The sequence below is a fragment of the Streptomyces sp. NPDC096048 genome (genome assembly GCF_044763415.1).
Lineage (GTDB): Bacteria > Actinomycetota > Actinomycetes > Streptomycetales > Streptomycetaceae > Streptomyces.
The window spans coordinates 466587-486081 of record NZ_JBIWGG010000001.1; the positions used below are offsets into that span (position 1 = coordinate 466587).

Below are 19495 nucleotides of genomic sequence, written 5' to 3' on the forward strand. Positions count from 1 at the left end.
TCAGTTTCGTGTTCGCTGCAGAACGTCGCCAATTGATCCTCGAAATGGTGCGAGCGAACGGGGCCGTGTCGCTCCGTGAGCTCGCCCGCGTCGTCCAGACCTCCGAAGTGACCGTACGGCGGGACGTGCGCGCACTGGAGGCAGAAGGACTCCTCGACCGCCGGCACGGCGGTGCGGTATTGCCGGGCGGGTTCACGCGAGAGTCCGGCTTTCCGCAGAAGTCCCATCTCGCGACCGCCGAGAAGACGGCCATCGCCGACCTCGCCGCGGGCTTCGTCGAAGAGGGCGAGGCCATCGTGGTCGGGGCGGGTACCACGACGCAGGAGCTGGCACGCCGGCTCGCGCGGGTGCCCGGGCTGACCGTCGTCACCAACTCGCTGCTGGTGGCCCAGGCCCTCGCCCATGCCAACCGGGTCGAGGTCGTGATGACCGGTGGCACGCTCCGGGGGTCCAACTACGCCCTCGTCGGCTCCGGTGCCGAGCAGTCCCTGCAAGGGCTGCGTGTGTCCAAGGCCTTCCTGTCCGGGAGCGGGCTGACGGCGGAGCGGGGCCTGTCCACGTCCAACATGCTGTCGGCGTCCGTCGACCGCGCGCTGGTGCAGGCCGCCGCCGAGGTCGTCGTCCTCGCCGACCACTCCAAGCTGGGCACGGACACCATGTTCCAGACCGTGCCCACGGACGTCATCACCCGTCTGGTCACGGACGAGCCGCCGGCCCACGACGACCGTGCCGCCACCGAGCTCCAGGCCCTGGCCGACCAGGGCGTGCAGATCGCCGTGACCGGGGCGTCGGGGGGTGCGACGACCGGCTCAGGGGGCCCGGGGGCCTCGGGGAGTGATGCCGTCCCGGCGCGTCAGCAGCGTCGGGACGTGCCGCTTCCGGGGCCGCGCCGTCAGGTCCCGGGCGCGGCGGCGGGTCTGCGGTCGGCCACCGCCCTGGGCGAGCAGAACGCCGGGGCGGAACGGGCACGCGTCGCGGATCTGCGCCGGCGCTGAGCCACCGCACGGTCCGTCGCGCCCCCGGCACCAACGGCGGAGCGCCCGGCGGACCGTCGTGGTCCACCGGGCGCCCCGGACGTCGCGTACGCCCGCTCAGTCCTTGATCTCGCAGATGGCGGCGCCGGAGGTGATGGAGGCTCCGACCTCGGCGCCCAGGCCCTTGATGGTGCCGGACTTGTGGGCGTTGAGGGGCTGTTCCATCTTCATGGCCTCCAGGACCACGACCAGGTCGCCTTCCTGGACTTCCTGGCCCTCTTCGACGGCGATCTTGACGATGGTGCCCTGCATCGGGGAGGCGAGGGTGTCGCCGGACGCGGCGGGGCCGGACTTCTTCGCCGCGCGGCGCTTGGGCTTGGCGCCGGCCGCGAGACCGGTGCGGGCCAGGCTCATGCCCAGGCTGGAGGGGAGGGAGACCTCCAGGCGCTTGCCGCCGACCTCGACGACGACCGTCTCCCGGCCGATCTCGTCGTCCGTCTCCGTGTCGGCGGGGGCGGCGAAGGGCTTGACCTCGTTGACGAACTCCGTCTCGATCCACCGGGTGTGGACCGTGAAGGGGTCGGTGGAACCGGTCAGTTCCGGCGCGAACGCCGGGTCGGTGACCACCGCACGGTGGAACGGGATCGCGGTGGCCATGCCCTCGACGGTGAACTCCTCCAGCGCGCGGGAGGCGCGCTGCAACGCCTCCTCGCGGGTGCGGCCGGTGACGATGAGCTTGGCCAGCAGGGAGTCCCAGGCCGGGCCGATCACGCTGCCGGACTCGACGCCGGCGTCCAGGCGGACACCCGGGCCGGTGGGCGGGTCGAAGAGGGTGACGGTGCCGGGGGCGGGCAGAAAGCCCCGGCCGGGGTCCTCGCCGTTGATGCGGAACTCGAAGGAGTGGCCGCGCAGCTCCGGGTCGCCGTAGCCGAGTTCCTCGCCGTCGGCGATGCGGAACATCTCCCGGACCAGGTCGATGCCGGCGACCTCCTCGGTGACCGGGTGCTCGACCTGGAGGCGGGTGTTGACCTCCAGAAAGGAGATCGTGCCGTCGGTGCCGACCAGGAACTCGACCGTGCCGGCGCCGACGTAGCCCGCCTCCTTCAGGATCGCCTTGGAGGCCGCGTACAGCTCGTCGACCTGCGCCTGGGACAGGAACGGGGCCGGGGCCTCCTCCACCAGCTTCTGGTGGCGGCGCTGGAGGGAGCAGTCACGGGTGGAGACGACGACCACGTTTCCGTGGGTGTCGGCCAGGCACTGCGTCTCCACGTGGCGGGGCTTGTCGAGGTAGCGCTCGACGAAGCACTCGCCGCGCCCGAACGCGGCCACCGCCTCACGCACGGCGGAGTCGTAGAGTTCGGGGACCTCTTCCAGGGTCCGGGCGACCTTCAGACCCCGGCCGCCGCCGCCGAAGGCGGCCTTGATCGCGATGGGCAGGCCGTGCTCCTTGGCGAAGGCCACGACCTCCTCCGCGCCCGAGACCGGGTCCGGGGTGCCGGCGACCAGCGGAGCACCGGCGCGCTGGGCGATGTGCCGGGCCGCGACCTTGTCGCCCAGGTCGCGGATGGCCTGTGGGGGCGGTCCGATCCAGATCAGGCCGGCGTCCAGGACCGCCTGGGCGAACTCGGCGTTCTCGGAAAGGAATCCGTAGCCGGGGTGGATGGCGTCCGCGCCCGACTCGCGCGCGGCCTTGAGGACCTTGGCGATGTCCAGATAGCTGGTGCCGGGGGTGTCACCACCCAGGGCGAACGCCTCATCAGCGGCGCGGACATGCAGAGCGTCCCGGTCCGGGTCCGCGTAGACGGCCACGCTCGCGATCCCGGCGTCCCGGCAGGCCCGGGCCACACGGACAGCGATTTCGCCACGGTTGGCGATGAGCACCTTGCGCACGATTGAGGCTCCCTCCTTGAAACAAGCCGAGTTTAGGGACTGCCGACACGGCACTTCGACCCGTCCCCACTGGTGAGCTTGCCCACACGGAGCGTGATTCGAGGCTCGCTCGACCCGCGAAATCCCTTGTCGTACCGCGATACGCAGGACTCCTCGGGGAAACCCTAGCCCCCCGATGTGGGCAAGGTCTCTGTAAGAGGGTGCTGCGGGCCACTCCGATTCTTTGTGGAGTCCCTACGAATGGCCCAATGATTCTTTGCTCGCGGCAGACCCCTTGTCGCGAGGTTTACCCGTTAGTAACGTTCCGGGTGTCTCGAACGTACTTGGGGTAACAGCTGTCCTGTGCGGGCAGCGGTCGAAAGTGGGTGGGGACCGGTGACAGTGCGCAGGCCGGTGGCGTGGATCGTGGCGGTCGTGCTCTTCGTGGAGGCGGTCGGCGTCGCGGCGCTGAACTGGTTCCTCGGGACTGTCGTCGACCGGCAGGACATGTCCCTGGCCGGTCTCGACCCGGACATGATGTCCGTGTCCTCGAAGGTCGGCGGTGTCGTCTTCGGACTCTACTTCGCGCTGTGCGGGCTGGTGGCCCTGCTCGTGGCGCTGCGCGACCGGGCGCCCGCCGGCCTCGGCCGGGTCCTGCTGATCAGCGCGGCCGTGGTGCACGGGGTGCTGGGTGCCCTCACCTGGGGACTGGTGGGCTGGCACGCCTTCCTGTTCATGATCCTCACCCTCGCCCTCATCGTGCTGCTGCTGATGACCTACGACGCTCGCGGGGAACCCGCGGCCGGTCGGCGGCCCGAGGACGGCAAGGGTGACGACGGCTCCCCGGTCAGCCCTCCGCCGGCGCCCACAACTCCGTGATGCTGACCCCGAGTTCGGCGAGCAGTCGGCGTACCAGGGGCAGGCTGATGCCGATCACGTTCCCGTGGTCGCCCTCGATGCCGTCGATGAACGGGGCCGAGCGGCCGTCCAGGGTGAACGCCCCGGCGACGTAGAGGGGCTCGCCGGAGGCCACGTAGGCCGCGACCTCCTCGTCGGTCGGCTCGCCGAAGCGGACGACGGTGGAGGCGGTGGCCGAGACGTAGCGGCCGGAGGCGGTGTCCCAGACGCAGTGGCCGGTCTGCAGCGTTCCCGCCCGGCCGCGCATCGCCTTCCAGCGGGCGGTGGCCTCCTCGGCGTCCGCCGGCTTGCCGAGGGCCTGGCCGTCCAGGTCGAGCACCGAGTCGCAGCCGATCACCAGGGCGCCGTGCACCTCGGGCTTGGCGGCCACGACGGAGGCCTTGGCCTCGGCGAGGGCGAGGGCCAGCTCGGCGGGGGTGGGCGCCGTGACGGCGTCCTCGTCGACGCCGCTCACGAGGACCTCGGGGGCGAGCCCGGCCTGGCGGAGCAGCCCGAGCCGGGCCGGGGACTGGGAGGCGAGGACGAGTCGCCTGCGGCGCTGAGCAGTCATGGGATCAGGTTAGTCACCCGGGCGGGGCGGTTCACCCCAGGCCGATCACGATCATCGCGAGAACCATGGCCGCCGCCAGGAAGACGCTGAGCCGCCGCAGCATGTCCTGCATGTCGCGCAGTTCCTTGGGCGGCTCGTTCTCGGGGTCGGACCACAGCATGCCACTAGCGTGGGGCTTGGCCGTTGGGGGGCGCTTGAGTACGGGTACTTATTTGGGGCGCGGCGTTCCTCTTCCGTGCGCGGTTCCCCGCGCCCCTGGGGGCCTGGCCTCAGCCCGGCCAGTATGTGCGGCCCCATGAAGCGGGGCCTGGCTGGGGCATGTGCCGGGCTGCGATGCGGGACGGGTCGGACCACGCGTCCCTGCTGCTCGGCGCGCCGGACGGCTCGGGTTCCGCCGTCGCGGCGCGGGCCCTGACCACCGCCAGGGCGGCGGCCAGCTCCTCCGGGGTGGGGTTGCCCCGTACGACCTTGATCACAGCGGCTCCTTACAGGGGGATGTTGCCGTGCTTCTTCGGGGGGAGGGATTCCCGCTTCGTCCGCAGCTGACGCAGGCCGCGGACGATGTGGCGGCGGGTGTCGGACGGCATGATCACCGCGTCGACGTAGCCGCGCTCGGCCGCCGTGTAGGGGTTGAGGAGGGCGTCCTCGTACTCCTGGATCAGGCGGGCCCGGGTGGCCTCGGCGTCGTCACCGGCCTCGGTGATGGTGCGGCGGTGCAGGATGTTGACCGCGCCCTGGGCGCCCATGACGGCGATCTGGGCGGTGGGCCAGGCGAGGTTCAGGTCGGCGCCCAGGTGCTTGGAGCCCATGACGTCGTAGGCGCCGCCGAAGGCCTTGCGGGTGATGACCGTGATCAGGGGGACGGTGGCCTCGGCGTAGGCGAAGATCAGCTTGGCGCCGCGGCGGATGATGCCGTCGTGCTCCTGGTCGACGCCCGGGAGGAATCCGGGGACGTCCACGAAGGTGAGGACGGGAACGTTGAAGGCGTCGCAGGTGCGCACGAAGCGGGCGGCCTTCTCGGACGCGGTGATGTCCAGGCAGCCGGCGAACTGCATCGGCTGGTTGGCGACGATGCCGACCGGGCGGCCTTCGACGCGGCCGAAGCCGGTGAGGATGTTCGGCGCGAACAGCGGCTGCGTCTCGAAGAACTCGGCGTCGTCGAGGACGTGCTCGATGACGGTGTGCATGTCGTACGGCTGGTTCGCCGAGTCCGGGACGATCACGTCCAGTTCGCGGTCCTCGTCCGTGACCTCCAGGTCCGCCTCCTCGGGGAAGGCGGGCGGCTCGGAGAGGTTGTTGGACGGCAGGTACGACAGCAGCTGCTTGACGTACTCGATGGCGTCCTTCTCGTCGCCGGCCATGTGGTGGGCCACGCCGGAGGTGGAGTTGTGGGTGCGGGCGCCGCCCAGCTCCTCGAAGCCGACGTCCTCGCCGGTGACGGTCTTGATGACGTCGGGGCCGGTGATGAACATGTGGCTGGTCTGGTCGACCATGACCGTGAAGTCGGTGATCGCGGGGGAGTAGACCGCGCCGCCCGCGCACGGCCCGACGACCAGGCTGATCTGCGGGATGACGCCGGAGGCGTGGGTGTTGCGGCGGAAGATCTCGCCGTAGGCGCCGAGGGAGGCCACGCCCTCCTGGATGCGGGCGCCGCCGGAGTCGTTGATGCCGATGACCGGGCAGCCGGTCTTCAGCGCGAAGTCCATGACCTTGACGATCTTCTGGCCGTAGACCTCGCCCAACGCCCCGCCGAAGACGGTGAAGTCCTGGGAGAAGACCGCGACGGGGCGGCCGTCGACGGTGCCGTATCCGGTGACGACGCCGTCGCCGTAGGGGCGGTTGGCGTCGAGGCCGAAGTTGGTGGAGCGGTGCCGGGCGAACTCGTCCAGCTCGACGAAGGACCCCTCGTCGAGGAGGAGGTCGACGCGCTCACGGGCCGTCAGCTTGCCCTTCGCGTGCTGCTTCTCGACGGCGCGTTCCGAACCGGCGTGCGTCGCTTCCTCGATACGGCGCCTCAGGTCCGCGAGCTTGCCCGCGGTCGTGTGGATGTCGGGCTGCTGCTCTTCCGGCTCGGACATCGGGATGCGGCTCCCTGCCTGCTCAAAAGGGGGGACGGTTACTCGTTCGTAGAGTAGTAGGGGGCCTTCCGTTCGGCAGTGCGGTGTTTCCCACACCTAGTGTGGGTTGCATGACGCCCCGAGATGCCTCTGACTCCCCGAACAACCGGTGGTCCGACCTGGACCGGCCGCCCCTCAACACCACCGCCCTGCGCCGGGGGCTGGTGCGGGACGGAGGGCTGTGGCGGCAGGTGGACGTGGTGCAGCGCACCGGTTCCACCAACTCCGACCTGGTGGCCCGTGCCGCCGAGGGGAAGCTGGACGAGGGGTTCGTCCTCGTCGCGGAGGAGCAGAGCGCCGCGCGTGGCCGCCTCGACCGGCAGTGGACGGCACCGGCCCGCTCCGGGCTCTTCTTCTCCGTACTGCTGCGGCCCGCCGAGGTGCCCGTGACCCGCTGGGGCTGGCTGCCGCTGCTCACCGGCGTCGCGGTGGCGACGGGGCTGTCCCGGGCGGCGGGTGTCGATACGGCCCTGAAGTGGCCCAACGACCTGCTGGTGACGGTCGGCGACGAGGAGCGCAAGGCGGGCGGCATCCTCGCCGAGCGGGCCGGGGACGACGGGGTCGTCATCGGGGTGGGCGTCAACGTCACCCTCCGGGCCGACGAGCTCCCGGTGCCGCGGGCCGGGTCCCTGGCGCTGGCCGGGGCCGTGAACACCGACCGGGATCCGCTGCTGCGGGGGGCACTGCGGTCGCTGGAGGACTGGTACGGGCGGTGGCGGGCGGCCGAGGGCGACCCGGCGGCCAGCGGGCTGCAGGAGACCTACGCGGCCGGATGCGCGACGCTCGGGCGGGTGGTGCGGGCGGAGCTTCCGGGGGACCGGTCGATCGTGGGGGAGGCGGTGGCCGTGGACGGGGACGGGAGGCTCGTGCTGGCCACCGAGGCGGGGGTGCAGGAGCCGGTGGGGGCGGGGGACATCGTGCACCTGCGGCCGGCGTGAGTGCGCCCGCCCGCGCGGCGGGCCGCTGCCTGCGGCTCGCCGGGAGTGAGCTGGGGCACACCTGACGTAAAGTTGGGGCCGGTCGAACCTGACCGCAGCAGATCGGAAGGGCAGCAGGCGTGACCGTCGACGACACGGGCTCCGGCGCGGACGGGGACGGCCGGGTGGACCCCGAGCCCGACCCGGAGTCCGCCGACTCCGGCGAGGACCCGCTCGCGCTGCGACTCGAAGGGCTCATCCTGGGCGCCGAGCGCCGCTACACCCCCTTCCAGGCCGCCCGCAGCGCGGGCGTCTCCATGGAGCTGGCGTCCCGTTTCTGGCGGGCCATGGGCTTCGCCGACATCGGCCAGGCCAAGGCGCTCACCGAGGCCGACGTCCTCGCCCTGCGGCGCCTGGCCGGTCTGGTGGAGGCGGGGCTGCTCAGCGAGGCCATGGCCGTTCAGGTGGCGAGGTCCACCGGGCAGACCACCGCCCGGTTGGCCGAGTGGCAGATCGACTCCTTCCTGGAGGGCCTGACCGAGCCCCCGGAGCCCGGGATGACGCGCACCGAGGTGACCTATCCCATCGTCGAGCTGCTCCTGCCCGAGCTGCAGGAGTTCCTCGTCTACGTCTGGCGGCGCCAGCTCGCCGCCTCGGCGGGCCGGGTCGTGCAGGCCGGTGACGACGAGGAGATGGTGGACCGGCGTCTCGCGGTCGGCTTCGCGGACCTGGTCGGCTTCACCCGGCTGACCCGCCGGATGGAGGAGGAGGAACTCGGCGAGCTGGTCGAGGCCTTCGAGACCACCTGCGCCGACCTGGTGGCCGCACGCGGCGGCCGGCTGATCAAGACCCTCGGCGACGAGGTGCTCTACGCCGCCGACGACGCCGGTACGGCCGCCGAGATCGCGCTGCGTCTCATCGAGACCATGGCGAACGACGAGACCATGCCGGAACTGCGCGTCGGCATCGCCTTCGGCACGGTGACCACCCGGATGGGCGACGTCTTCGGCACGACCGTCAACCTGGCCTCCCGGCTCACCTCGATAGCCCCCAAGGACGCCGTCCTCGTCGACGCCGCCTTCGCGCAGGAGCTGATCCGTACGCGCGACGCCCCGGCCTCGGAGGCGGCGGCCGCCGAGGAGGCCGCCGCCGCGGAGAAGGAGGGCGAGGAGCCGCCGGCGTACCGCTTCGCGCTCCAGCCGATGTGGCAGCGGCCGGTGCGCGGTCTCGGCGTGGTGGAGCCGTGGCTGCTCACGCGGCGGGGCGACGGCGGGGAGTCGTAGGGCCGCCGGTGCCCGTCAGCCGTCGCCGTCGCGCAGGTCCACGCACAGGCCGATGACCGGCACGCACAGACCCGGAGGGTCCGGCTCCGGCGTCGGGGCGGGCGCGGGCGGCGTGCCGCGGTCCGGGGGCGGGGTCGGCGTGGGGCGCGGTGCGGGGGTGTCCGGCCGCGGTGGCGGCGGAGATCCCGGGGGCCGTGGCGGCCGCGGGGTGTGAGCGGGCGGCGGAGCCGTGTGGTGTGTGTCCGGGGAGTCCGGGACGGTCGTCGCGGAGGGGAGCGCGGCCGAGGGGCCGCTCGCGAACGGCCCCGGTCCGGGTATGAGACCCGGTCCGGGGGAGCCGCTCAGACCGCCCATGGCCGAAGTCGCCGACGGGCTGACCTCGGGCGAACCCGCGGTGCTCGCGGCGGCGGGTGCGGTCGCCGGGTCCGGCGCGGCGCCCCGGCCCCCGCCCGCCTCCACGCTCGGTCCGGCCTCGGCGCCGTATCCGTCCACGTCGCCGCCACCGGACTCCGGCAGCAGGCGTACGAGGCCCAGGGCGCCGGCCGCCAGTGCGAGGCCGCCGGCGGCGAGTACCGCCTTGCGGGGGCGGGGCCTGCGGTGCCGGCCGCGGTTGCCCCACGGGTGCCGTGCCTTCGTCGGTGTGCCGGTCGTGCTGGTCGTGCTGGTCGTGCCGGTCGTGCCGGTCGTGCCGGTCGTGCTGGTCGTGCCGGTCGTCGTCATGATCCCTCCCCGGTGCGCACGCGCCCCCGCTGCGCCGTGGCGGAGCGACGCTATGGGCCGGCGCGGGCCGGGACACGGCGGTCGGCCGGATGTCACCCGAACGGGTAAGCGGGCAGCGGGGGCGAGCGGGCGCGTCCGGTCTTTCGCCGCGCGGGCCCGCCTGCGATGATCGGGTGGTCGACTTGTTAACACGCGTTAACCGGAGGGTGTCATGAGCGAGGAGCGGTTCGGAGAGTTCGTCCTGGTGCGACGGCACGGGGACGGACATGTCGCGGAGCTCGCGCTCGACCGGCCGAAGGCCATGAACGCCGTCTCCACCGCGATGGCCCGGTCCGTCGGGGCGGCGTGCGCGGCGCTGGGCGAGGACCGGAGCGTACGGGTGGTGGTGCTGACCTCGACCCACGAGCGCGCGTTCTGCGTCGGGGCCGACCTCAAGGAGCGCAACTCCTTCTCCGACGCCGACCTGCTGCGGCAGCGGCCGGTGACGCGGGCGGCGTACACCGCGGTGCTGGAGCTGCCGGTGCCGACGGTCGCGGCCGTGCACGGGTTCGCGCTGGGGGGCGGGTTCGAGCTGGCGCTGTCGTGCGACGTGATCGTGGCCGACCCCACGGCGGTGGTGGGACTGCCCGAGGTGTCGGTCGGGGTGATTCCGGGCGGCGGCGGTACGCAGCTGCTGCCGCGCCGGGTGGGGGCGGCGCGCGCCGCCGAGCTGGTGTTCACGGCGCGGCGGGTGGAGGCCGCGGAGGCGCGCGAGCTGGGGCTGGTGGACCAGCTGGTGGACGAGGGCCGGGACCGGGAGGAGGCGTTGGACCTCGCCTCCCGGATGGCCGCGAACTCGCCCGTGGGGCTGCGGGCGGCCAAGCGGGCGCTGCGGCTCGGGCACGGTCTCGACCTGCGGGCCGGGCTGGAGGTCGAGGACGCGGCGTGGCGGTCGGTGGCGTTCTCCGGGGACCGGGCCGAGGGGGTGGCGGCGTTCAACGAGAAGCGGGCGCCGCGGTGGCCGGGGGAGTAGCCCCCGCCGGTGGTCGGGGGAGCGGCCCCGTCGGTGGCCGTGGGAGCAGCCCCGTCGGCGGCCGGGGGGTGTGGCCCCGCTGGTCCGTCTCCGCTGCTGTCCGATGTCCGCATCGCAGGTGGGCGCCCCCGTTCGCCCCCGTTCGCCCCGCTTGAGTCCCGTTTCGGCCTGAATCTCCCTAGCCTGGAGTGATGGGTGACGACAGGCGGCTCGCGGCCGTGGTGGCACTGGCGCAGGGCATGGCCGCAGCGCACAGCTCGCGTGAGGCGTGGCGGGCGGCGGCGGTCGGTGCGTGCCTGGCGCTGGGCGGCAGCTTCGCCGCGCTGTCGGTGTGGGAGCGCGAGCTGGGCCGGCTCCGGGTCCTCGTGAACGTCGGCCGGCGGGCCGAGGGCGAGGAGGAGTTCCCGGAGGACGAGTCCTATCCGGTGCACCAGTTCGCGGAGATCACCGAGTTCCTGCACGAGCGCTGGGCAGGCGGCGGTGAGCCCGACGCCTGGGTCGAGACGGCCGAGGGGCCCGCCGCCGGGCGCCCCGGGTACGTCCACCAGCGCGTCGCCGCCCTGCGCCGCCGGGGGCGCGGCTGCTGCGTGGTCGCGCCGATCGTGCTGCACGGCCGCGCCTGGGGCGAGCTGTACGTGGCCCGTCCGGTGGGGGAGCGGGTCTTCGAGCGGCCCGACGCCGACTTCGCCACCGTGCTGGCCTCGGTCGTCGCCGCCGGTATCGCCCAGACCGAGCGGCTGGAGGAGGTCCGGCGCCTCGCGTACACCGACGCGCTCACCGGGCTGGCCAACCGCCGCGCCGTCGACACGGCCCTGGACGAGGCCGTCGAACGGCACCGCGGGGAGGACGTCGTCGTCAGTCTCGTCGTCTGTGATCTGAACGGCCTCAAGCGGGTGAACGACACGCACGGGCACGCCGTGGGCGACCGGCTCCTGGAGCGCTTCGGGTCGGTGCTGTCGCTGTGCGGGGCGATGCTGCCGGGTGCGCTCGCCGCGCGGCTCGGCGGGGACGAGTTCTGTCTGCTCGCGGTCGGGCCGTCCGCCGACGAGGTGGTCAAGGCGGCCGAGGAGCTGTGCCGCCGCGCGGCCGAGCTGGAGCTGGGGGACGGCGTGGCCTGCGGGGTCGCGTCCACGCAGGACCCCGTCGGCCCCGTGCGCTCCGCCCGCAGGCTCTTCCGGCTCGCCGACGCCGCCCAGTACCGCGCCAAGGCCGAGCGTTCCGCCGGGCCGGTCGTCGCCGGCCGGGAGGGGCCCGACGACCCCGTCGTACGCCTCGCCGACGAGCCCTCCCGGGAGGAGGGCGGGGAGCGCCGGCGGTTCCGCGGGCGGCACTCGCCGTGACCCGGCATCGGTAAGGGGCGCGACCGGCGCGCATCCGTGACGTACTCCCTCGTGACATCATCGAATTCAGTGCGTACGCTCCTGAATATGGATATGCACAGTGTGGTGGTGGGGACCACCGGAGTCACCGCGTCCGACGTCCTCGCCGTGGCGCGGGGCGGCGCCCGGGTCGAGCTCTCCGGCGAAGCGGTGGCCGCCCTGGCCGCGGCTCGTCAGATCGTGGACGCGCTGGCCGCCAAGCCGGACCCCGTGTACGGCGTGAGCACCGGTTTCGGCGCCCTGGCGACCCGGCACATCAGCCCGGACCTGCGGGCCCAGCTGCAGCGCAACATCGTCCGCTCGCACGCCGCCGGGATGGGTCCGCGCGTCGAGCGCGAGGTGGTCCGGGCGCTGATGTTCCTGCGGCTGAAGACCGTCTGCTCCGGGCACACCGGCGTCCGCCCCGAGGTCGCGCAGACCATGGCGGACGTGCTCAACGCCGGGATCACCCCGGTCGTGCACGAGTACGGCTCCCTCGGCTGCTCCGGCGACCTCGCCCCCCTCTCGCACTGCGCGCTCACCCTCATGGGCGAGGGCGACGCCGAGGGCCCCGACGGCACCGTGCGGCCGGCCGGCGAGCTGCTCGCCGAGCACGGGATCGCCCCCGTCGAACTGCGCGAGAAGGAGGGGCTCGCCCTCCTCAACGGCACCGACGGCATGCTCGGCATGCTGGTCATGGCTCTCGCCGACCTCGACACCCTCTACAAGTCCGCCGACATCACCGCCGCGCTGACCATGGAGGCCCTGCTCGGCACGGACAAGGTGCTCGCCCCCGAGCTGCACGCCATCCGTCCGCACCCGGGGCAGGCCGCCAGCGCCGCCAACATGGCCGCCGTGCTCAACGGCTCCGGCCTGACCGGGCACCACCAGGACGACGCCCCCCGCGTCCAGGACGCCTACTCGGTGCGCTGCGCCCCGCAGGTCGCGGGTGCCGGACGCGACACCATGGCGCACGCGGGCCTGGTCGCCGAGCGCGAGCTGGCGGCGGCCGTGGACAACCCGGTGGTCCTCCCCGACGGACGCGTGGAGTCCAACGGCAACTTCCACGGCGCCCCGGTCGCCTACGTACTCGACTTCCTCGCCGTCGCCGCCGCCGACCTCGGCTCCATCGCCGAACGGCGCACCGACCGGCTCCTCGACAAGAACCGCAGCCACGGCCTGCCACCGTTCCTCGCCGACGACGCCGGTGTCGACTCCGGTCTGATGATCGCCCAGTACACGCAGGCCGCCCTGGTCAGCGAGCTGAAGCGGCTCGCCGTACCCGCCTCGGCGGACTCGATCCCGTCCTCCGCGATGCAGGAGGACCACGTCTCCATGGGCTGGTCGGCGGCGCGCAAGCTGCGCACGGCCGTCGACAACCTCACCCGCGTGATCGCCGTCGAGCTGTACGCCGCCACGCGCGCGATCCAGCTCCGCGAGGGCCTCACCCCCGCCCCGGCCTCGCAGGCGGTCATCGACGCCGTACGGGCGGCCGGTGTCGAGGGTCCCGGCCCGGACCGGTTCCTGGCGCCCGATCTCGCCGCGGCGGACGCGTTCGTACGCGCCGGGCACCTGGTCGCGGCCGCGGAGACGGTCACCGGGCCGCTGCGGTAGCGGAGTCGGCGAAGTCGGAGGGGCCCGGTCGGGAGGACGGGGCCCCTCTGCGCCGTCTCCGGCGGGCCTGTCGTCCCCGCACGGTCAAGAACAGCTAAAAGAACGTCAAGCGCTGTCAAAAATCGAGGCGTTCCCGGCGCACCGAATACCCGACGAACCCGGCGCCGAGGCCGAGGCACAGGGCGCCGCCGACGACGTACGGCGTGCTGTCGAAGCTTCCGGTGTCGGCCAGGCGGGCGGTGCCCTCACCGGTGGCCGCCGTGCCCGTGGAAGCGACTCTGGCCTGCTCGGTGACCTGCGGAGACGGGCCCGCGGACGCGGCCTTGAGTACCGGTGTGTCGGGTGTCGCGTTCGCGGACGGGACGAACCACAGGGCGCACAGTAGGCCGCCCGCGGCGGCGGCGGTCAGCAACGGTCGGCGAGCGGATGACACGGAATATCGATCCCCTTGTGGCGCTGGCGAATTGGCCGTGTGGGCAGATGTTAGTGAAAGCCGCGGGTCACAGGAAAGTCACGGGAGCGGTCGGCCTTACGCTCCGGGCATGAGTACTCCAGAGACATCACGTTTTGTACGGATTCGCGTCGAGCTCGTTCTCGAGATCGACGACGAGGAGGCCGTCACCGGGGCCGCGCTGCAGTCGCTCGCCGACGACGCCGACCTGCCCGACGCGGAAAGGGTCCACGCCGAGCGTGCTGTGACGGAGGACACCGCGGAGGCCCTGGCCCACCTTGTGGACCCGTTCGACCTGGTCAGCGCGGTGCCCGGAGTCGAGCTCCAGCAGGCCTCCTGGAGCAGCGAGCAGATCGACTACGACCCCGATTCGCCCGAGTGGGACCTGGACGAGGAAGATGGCGACGAGAACGACCCGGAAGACGATGAAATGACGGTCGGCTGACGCGGTGTGGGGAAAAACGTGACCCCGGGCGGCAACCGTCGTCCGGGGTTTCGTCGTCTCAAGGGGCGCGCTGGCCGAACCCCGCACCGCCCCCGTGGCAAACGTGGCATGCCCCACACCCACGAGCGATGTGGAACGGGACGAACCGGTCGTAGCGTTGAAAGTTCTTGACGGGGAATCTCGGGGTTTCCGGACTCGGCAACGATGGAGAAGCGTGTGATGACGGACGGTAAGCGGCGCAAGGGTCTGGCGGCCGCGTCCGCACTGCTCGGCGGTGTGCTGGTGCTCTCGGCATGTTCCAGTGGCGACGCCGGCACCTCCGGGGGTGGGGACGGCAAGACCTCGCAGGCCGAGGCCGACAAGGCGGCGGCCAAGAAGGCGTCCGAAGCCCAGATCAAGATCACGCCGAAGGACAACTCGGACAACGCCTCCATCAACAACTCCGCCGGCGTCACCGTGAGCAAGGGCACGCTCACCGAGGTGAAGATGACCGCCTCCGACGGCACCGAGGTCAGCGGTGAGATATCCGCGGACAAGACCAGCTGGAAGCCCACCGGTCAGCTGGAGCGGGCCACCACCTACAAGCTGACGGCGACCGCGAAGGACTCCGAGGGCCGCGCCGCCCACGAGAACGCGTCGTTCACCACGGTCTCCCAGAAGAACAGCTTCATCGGCACCTTCACCCCGGACGACGGCAAGACCGTCGGTGTCGGCATGCCGGTGTCGATCAACTTCGACAAGGAGATCACCGACAAGGCCGCCGTCCAGAAGGGCATCACGGTCAACACCAGCAGCGGCCAGGAGGTCGCCTGCCACTGGTTCAGCACCCAGCGCATGGACTGCCGCCCCGAGGACTACTGGCAGGAGGGCTCGACCGTCACCCTCAAGCTGGCGCTCGACGGGGTCGAGGGCGCCGAGGGCGTCTACGGCGTCCAGCAGAAGTCGGTCACCTTCAAGATCGGCCGCAACCAGGTCTCGTACGTCGACGCGAAGACCAAGCAGATGAAGGTCACGCAGGACGGCAAGACCGTCAAGACGATCCCGATCTCCGCCGGCTCCCCCGAGAACAAGACCTACGAAGGCCAGATGGTCATCTCCGAGAAGTTCAAGGAGACCCGGATGGACGGCTCGACGGTCGGCTTCACCGACGACGACGGCAAGGGCGAGTACGACATCAAGGACGTGCCCCACGCCATGCGTCTGAGCACCTCCGGCACCTTCATCCACGGCAACTACTGGAGCAAGGGCATCTTCGGCAGCGCCAACACCAGCCACGGCTGCGTCGGCCTGGCCGACACCCAGGGCGCCGACGACCCGAACACGCCGGGCGCGTGGTTCTACAACAACTCGATCATCGGTGACGTGGTCGTCGTCCAGAACACCGGTGACAAGACCATCGCCCCGGACAACGGCCTCAACGGCTGGAACATGGACTGGGCCCAGTGGAAGGCGGGTTCGGCGGTCTGACGCCGAACGCACCGCGTCCCACCGCGACTTCGCTTCATCCGACGCCCGTCGCCCCTCCTCGGGGCGGCGGGCGTCCGGCGTGCGGTGTGCGGTGTGCGGTGTCTTCCGTCTTCCGTCTTCCGTGTTTCGTGTTTCGTGTTTCGTGTTCGGCGTCCAATCCCGCTGTTGCGTAACGGAGTTCGCGCGGACGCGTAACGCCGGACGGCGATCTCGTAACAGTTGGCAGGCGGTTTCCCGACCGTCTCCGCGGTCGCCGTTCGCGGTCTTGAGCGGCTGATCTTCCCTCGGCATACTCCGAGTTCCGGGGGAGCACGCGCGTGCGAGACCACCCCCGGCCGGGTGAACGGGGAATTCTCCCGGTACTTCCGCAAGGGGGAACTTTGCGCAGAAAAGTGAAAAGGGTCGGCGCGGCCACGGTCGCCACGGCCGCGGCGGTGGCGCTCGCGGCGGGCATGACCAGCCCGGCAGCGGCGGACGGGGCACGGACGGCGGACGGGGACCGTACGGCGGCCTCGGCGCGGGCCGAGACCGCCCAGGCCGGTGCCGCGCGGGCCGCCTCCGGCACGGCCAAGCACCGCGTCACGCTGATCACCGGCGACCGGGTCGCCGTCGACGCCAAGGGCCGCGTCGTCGGCCTGGAGCGGGCCGAGGGCCGCGAGCACATACCCGTCCAGATCCGCAGAGCCGGCGGGCACACCCTCGTCGTCCCGGCCGACGCCGCCCGCCTGGTTGCCACCGGCAGGCTGGACCAGCGCCTCTTCGACATCACCGAGCTGAACAAGGCCACCACCCGAAAGGCCCAGAAGAAGGGCCTGAAGGTCATCGTCGGCTACCGGGGCGGCGCGCAGGCCACCAAGGCCGACGTCCGCGACGCGGGCACCCTCCGCCGCACCCTGAACTCCCTGAACGCCGATGCCGTACAGACCCCGCACGAGGACACGCCCGAGCTGTGGGACGCGTTGACCAACGGCGAGAAGACCGCATCCGGCATCGCACACGTGTGGCTCGACGGCGTGCGCACGGCCAGCCTCGACAAGTCCGTCCCGCAGATCGGTGCCCCCAAGGCCTGGGCCGCCGGCTACGACGGCAAGGGCGTCAAGATCGCCGTACTGGACACCGGCGTCGACACCACCCACCCCGACCTGAAGAACCAGGTCGTCGCGTCCAAGAACTTCTCCGTCTCGCCCGACGCCACCGACAAGTACGGCCACGGCACCCACGTCGCCTCCATCGCCGCCGGCACCGGCGCGAAGGCGGGCGCCACGTACAAGGGCGTGGCCCCCGGCGCCAAGCTGCTCAACGGCAAGGTGCTCAGCGACGACGGCTTCGGCGACGACTCCGGCATCCTCGCCGGCATGGAGTGGGCGGCCGCGCAGGGCGCCGACATCGTCAACCTCAGCCTCGGCGGCGGCGACACCCCGGAGATCGACCCGCTGGAGGCCGAGGTCAACAAGCTCTCCGCGGAGAAGGGCATCCTCTTCGCCATCGCCGCCGGCAACGACGGCGAGTTCGGCGACCGCACCGTCGGCTCCCCGGGCAGCGCCGCCGCCGCCCTGACCGTCGGCGCGGTCGACGACGGGGACAAGCTCGCGTCGTTCTCCAGCACCGGTCCCGGCCTCGACGGCGCGATCAAGCCCGACGTGACCGCGCCCGGCGTCGACATCACCGCCGCCTCCGCCAAGGGCAGCATCATCGCCCGCGAGGAGGGCGAGAAGCCCGCCGGATACGTCACCATCTCCGGTACGTCGATGGCGACCCCGCACGTCGCGGGCGCCGCGGCCCTCCTCAAGCAGCAGCACCCCGACTGGACGTACGCCGAGCTGAAGGGCGCGCTGACGGGATCGGCGAAGGGCGGCAAGTACACCCCCTTCCAGCAGGGTTCGGGTCGTATCCAGGTCGACAAGGCGGTCAAGCAGACCGTGCTCGCCGACCCGGTGTCGGCCACCTTCGGCACCCAGCAGTGGCCGCACGCCGACGACAAGCCGGTCACCAAGCAGCTGACCTACCGCAACCTCGGCACCAAGGCCGTCACGCTCAAGCTGACCTCGACCGCCACCGGCCCGGGGGGCAAGGCGGCCCCCGCCGGCTTCTTCGAACTGGGCGCCGGCTCGGTCACCGTCCCGGCGGGCGGCAAGGCCTCCGTGGCCCTCACCGCCGACACCAGGCTCGGCGGCACGGTGGACGGCGCCTACTCGGCGTACGTCACGGCGACCGGCGGCGGGCAGACCGTCCGCACGGCAGCCGCCGTGGAGCGCGAGGTGGAGTCGTACGACGTCACGCTGAAGGCCCTCGGCCGCGACGGCAAACCCACCGCGAACTACGAGACCGACCTGACCGGCGTCTCCGGCCTCGCCACGGACACCTGGTTCACCCCGTACGAGGCCGACGGCACCGTCACCGTGCGCGTGCCCAAGGGCGCCTACATCCTCAACTCCTCGATCCGCGTGAGCGACGACCCGGAGAAGTGGAAGGGCGCCGACTGGATCGCGCAGCCGAAGCTGAACGTCACGCGGAAGACCACCGTCACCCTGGACGCGCGCACCGCGAAGCCGGTGAACATCACCGTGCCGGACAAGGCCGCGAAGTCCGAGTTCGCCTCCGCTGACTTCACGGTGGAGGCGGGCGGCAACAGCTACAGCTACGGCTGGTGGCTGGACTCCTACGCGGGCCTGCGCACCAAGCACCTCGGCCCGCGGATCACCGACGGCTCGGTCAGCCAGCAGTGGGACGGCCACTGGACCAAGGGCGCCAAGGAGCAGTACGACACCGTCGCCGGCGGCACGGTCAAGCAGCTCGCCACCGGCTACACCCGGCACTACAAGGCGGGCGAACTGGCCACCCTCAAGGCCGGCCTCGGCGCCTCCGCGAGCGGCAAGAAGGGCGCGGTCACCGCGACCGGCTGGCTGCCCGGCGGCATGGGCGCCTCCTCGATCGGCATCGAACAGCCCCTGCCCGGCATCCGCACCCTGCACCTGTCCACCGGGAACGGTGTGAGGTGGGAGCTCGGCTTCGAGCAGTACGGAGGCCTCGACGCCGACGGCTTCCCGGTCGTCGAGGCCGGCTACACGGTCGGCGCCCCGCAGCGCTACAAAGCGGGCAAGAGCTACTCGGCGACCTTCAACACCGCCGTCTTCGGCCCGCGCCTCAACGCCGACTTCGGCCTCCACCGCGACGGCAACACCATCACCGGCACGGTCCCGCTCTTCGCCGACGGCAAGGGCCACGCCGGCTCCTCGGCCTTCACCTCGGTCGCCACCACGCTCTACCGCAACGGCACCAAGGTCGGCTCCCACAAGGACCCGCTGTTCGGCGAGGGCGAGTTCAAGGTGCCCTCCGGTGACGCCCGTTACCGGCTGACGACGTCGGTCAAGCGTTCCGCCAAGGTCGCCGCGGCCTCCAGCCGTATCGACGCGAGCTGGACGTTCCGCTCCAAGAAGACGGCCGACCGCACCGAACTGCCCGCGTCCACCGCCCGCTTCGCCGCGGCGACCGGCCTGGACAGCAAGGTCACCGCCGGCAGGACGGTCACCGTCCCGGTCACCGTCGAGGGCGCGGCGGCGGGCCGCAACCTCAAGTCCCTCACGGTCCACGTGTCGTACGACCACGGCAAGACCTGGAAGAAGGTCACCGTGAAGAAGGGCAAGGTCAGCGTCAAGAACCCGGCGAAGGGGAAGTCCCTCTCCTTCCGCGCCACGATCGTCGACAAGAAGAAGAACGAGTCGGTGATCTCGATCTACGACGCGTACTACGGCAAGTAGGCCGCGCCGCGCGAAACGACCTGGCCGGAGCCCCGCGGTTCC

17 protein-coding genes are annotated in these 19495 nt (G+C 72.0%); 10 read left to right on the top strand and 7 right to left on the bottom strand.

Going from position 1 to position 19495, the window contains the following annotated elements:
* Positions 1–8: 8 nt before the first annotated feature.
* Positions 9–995 carry a DeoR/GlpR family DNA-binding transcription regulator gene (locus ACIQ6R_RS02310; protein WP_404169514.1) on the top strand — a complete coding sequence of 329 codons (987 nt, stop codon included), beginning with the start codon at positions 9–11 and terminating at the stop codon, positions 993–995.
* Between the two features lie 96 nt (positions 996–1091).
* Here the strand turns inward: ACIQ6R_RS02310 and ACIQ6R_RS02315 are convergent, their stop codons facing one another.
* Positions 1092–2864, bottom strand: coding sequence for an acetyl/propionyl/methylcrotonyl-CoA carboxylase subunit alpha (locus ACIQ6R_RS02315; RefSeq protein ID WP_404169517.1), 1773 nt, complete (start codon positions 2862–2864; stop codon positions 1092–1094).
* Between the two features lie 375 nt (positions 2865–3239).
* Here ACIQ6R_RS02315 and ACIQ6R_RS02320 point away from each other — a divergent pair, with 375 nt between their 5' ends.
* Positions 3240–3722: a hypothetical protein gene (locus ACIQ6R_RS02320; protein WP_404218165.1), complete on the top strand. Its 483-nt coding sequence runs from the start codon at positions 3240–3242 to the stop codon at positions 3720–3722.
* On the opposite strand, the gene ACIQ6R_RS02325 is transcribed toward ACIQ6R_RS02320, so the two are convergent.
* From ACIQ6R_RS02325 to ACIQ6R_RS02340, 4 genes are all read right to left on the bottom strand, one after another.
* The gene (locus ACIQ6R_RS02325; RefSeq protein WP_404218168.1) at positions 3691–4311 is read right to left on the bottom strand and encodes a Maf family protein; all 621 of its coding nucleotides are present in this window, start codon (positions 4309–4311) and stop codon (positions 3691–3693) included. The two genes, ACIQ6R_RS02320 and ACIQ6R_RS02325, sit on opposite strands and share 32 nt — an antisense overlap.
* 31 nt (positions 4312–4342) lie before the next feature.
* Positions 4343–4471 carry a morphogenic membrane protein MmpB gene (gene mmpB, locus ACIQ6R_RS02330; protein WP_121748868.1) on the bottom strand — a complete coding sequence of 43 codons (129 nt, stop codon included), beginning with the start codon at positions 4469–4471 and terminating at the stop codon, positions 4343–4345.
* Between the two features lie 109 nt (positions 4472–4580).
* Positions 4581–4787 carry an acyl-CoA carboxylase subunit epsilon gene (locus tag ACIQ6R_RS02335; protein ID WP_404169526.1) on the bottom strand — a complete coding sequence of 69 codons (207 nt, stop codon included), beginning with the start codon at positions 4785–4787 and terminating at the stop codon, positions 4581–4583.
* Between the two features lie 9 nt (positions 4788–4796).
* Positions 4797–6389, bottom strand: a complete 1593-nt coding sequence (locus tag ACIQ6R_RS02340) for an acyl-CoA carboxylase subunit beta (protein ID WP_404218170.1) — start codon at positions 6387–6389, stop codon at positions 4797–4799.
* 110 nt (positions 6390–6499) lie between these two features.
* On the opposite strand from ACIQ6R_RS02340, the gene ACIQ6R_RS02345 reads away from it, so the two are divergent.
* Positions 6500–7366: a biotin--[acetyl-CoA-carboxylase] ligase gene (locus tag ACIQ6R_RS02345; RefSeq protein WP_404169532.1), complete on the top strand. Its 867-nt coding sequence runs from the start codon at positions 6500–6502 to the stop codon at positions 7364–7366.
* Between the two features lie 119 nt (positions 7367–7485).
* On the top strand, positions 7486–8628 hold the full coding sequence (locus ACIQ6R_RS02350; protein ID WP_404169535.1) for an adenylate/guanylate cyclase domain-containing protein: 1143 nt from the start codon (positions 7486–7488) through the stop codon (positions 8626–8628).
* Positions 8629–8643: 15 nt separating this feature from the next.
* Here ACIQ6R_RS02350 and ACIQ6R_RS02355 read toward each other — a convergent pair whose 3' ends face one another.
* Complete coding sequence (locus ACIQ6R_RS02355) at positions 8644–9348, bottom strand: hypothetical protein (RefSeq protein ID WP_404169537.1); 705 nt, start codon at positions 9346–9348, stop codon at positions 8644–8646.
* Positions 9349–9559: 211 nt separating this feature from the next.
* On the opposite strand from ACIQ6R_RS02355, the gene ACIQ6R_RS02360 reads away from it, so the two are divergent.
* The 3 genes from ACIQ6R_RS02360 (at position 9560) to hutH (ending at position 13332) form a co-directional block, all read left to right on the top strand.
* On the top strand, positions 9560–10360 hold the full coding sequence (locus ACIQ6R_RS02360) for an enoyl-CoA hydratase/isomerase family protein (protein WP_404169540.1): 801 nt from the start codon (positions 9560–9562) through the stop codon (positions 10358–10360).
* Between the two features lie 191 nt (positions 10361–10551).
* Positions 10552–11700 carry a diguanylate cyclase domain-containing protein gene (locus tag ACIQ6R_RS02365; protein ID WP_404169543.1) on the top strand — a complete coding sequence of 383 codons (1149 nt, stop codon included), beginning with the start codon at positions 10552–10554 and terminating at the stop codon, positions 11698–11700.
* Positions 11701–11793: 93 nt separating this feature from the next.
* Entirely contained in the window at positions 11794–13332 is a 1539-nt protein-coding gene (hutH, locus tag ACIQ6R_RS02370) for a histidine ammonia-lyase (protein WP_404218661.1), read from the top strand.
* Between the two features lie 115 nt (positions 13333–13447).
* Here the strand turns inward: hutH and ACIQ6R_RS02375 are convergent, their stop codons facing one another.
* Complete coding sequence (locus tag ACIQ6R_RS02375; RefSeq protein WP_404218172.1) at positions 13448–13765, bottom strand: hypothetical protein; 318 nt, start codon at positions 13763–13765, stop codon at positions 13448–13450.
* 109 nt (positions 13766–13874) lie between these two features.
* Between ACIQ6R_RS02375 and ACIQ6R_RS02380 the strand changes: the two genes are divergently transcribed.
* The 3 genes from ACIQ6R_RS02380 to ACIQ6R_RS02390 all read left to right on the top strand — a co-directional run bounded on the left by ACIQ6R_RS02380 (position 13875) and on the right by ACIQ6R_RS02390 (position 19453).
* Positions 13875–14228, top strand: coding sequence for a hypothetical protein (locus ACIQ6R_RS02380; protein WP_404218174.1), 354 nt, complete (start codon positions 13875–13877; stop codon positions 14226–14228).
* A gap of 219 nt (positions 14229–14447) precedes the next feature.
* Entirely contained in the window at positions 14448–15695 is a 1248-nt protein-coding gene (locus ACIQ6R_RS02385; RefSeq protein WP_404169552.1) for an Ig-like domain-containing protein, read from the top strand.
* Positions 15696–16075: 380 nt separating this feature from the next.
* Positions 16076–19453: a S8 family peptidase gene (locus tag ACIQ6R_RS02390; RefSeq protein ID WP_404218176.1), complete on the top strand. Its 3378-nt coding sequence runs from the start codon at positions 16076–16078 to the stop codon at positions 19451–19453.
* Positions 19454–19495 lie beyond the last annotated feature (42 nt).

What these genes read in the sequence shown, in the direction of transcription:
- ACIQ6R_RS02340 (WP_404218170.1), bottom strand. Translation starts at nt 6,389, where the DNA reads ATGTCCGAGCCGGAAGAGCAGCAGCCCGACATCCACACGACCGCGGGC.
- ACIQ6R_RS02360 (WP_404169540.1), top strand. Translation starts at nt 9,560, where the DNA reads ATGAGCGAGGAGCGGTTCGGAGAGTTCGTCCTGGTGCGACGGCACGGG.
- ACIQ6R_RS02325 (WP_404218168.1), bottom strand. Translation starts at nt 4,311, where the DNA reads ATGACTGCTCAGCGCCGCAGGCGACTCGTCCTCGCCTCCCAGTCCCCG.
- mmpB (WP_121748868.1), bottom strand. Translation starts at nt 4,471, where the DNA reads ATGCTGTGGTCCGACCCCGAGAACGAGCCGCCCAAGGAACTGCGCGAC.
- ACIQ6R_RS02385 (WP_404169552.1), top strand. Translation starts at nt 14,448, where the DNA reads ATGACGGACGGTAAGCGGCGCAAGGGTCTGGCGGCCGCGTCCGCACTG.
- ACIQ6R_RS02345 (WP_404169532.1), top strand. Translation starts at nt 6,500, where the DNA reads ATGACGCCCCGAGATGCCTCTGACTCCCCGAACAACCGGTGGTCCGAC.
- ACIQ6R_RS02355 (WP_404169537.1), bottom strand. Translation starts at nt 9,348, where the DNA reads ATGACGACGACCGGCACGACCAGCACGACCGGCACGACCGGCACGACC.
- ACIQ6R_RS02380 (WP_404218174.1), top strand. Translation starts at nt 13,875, where the DNA reads ATGAGTACTCCAGAGACATCACGTTTTGTACGGATTCGCGTCGAGCTC.
- hutH (WP_404218661.1), top strand. Translation starts at nt 11,794, where the DNA reads ATGCACAGTGTGGTGGTGGGGACCACCGGAGTCACCGCGTCCGACGTC.
- ACIQ6R_RS02365 (WP_404169543.1), top strand. Translation starts at nt 10,552, where the DNA reads ATGGGTGACGACAGGCGGCTCGCGGCCGTGGTGGCACTGGCGCAGGGC.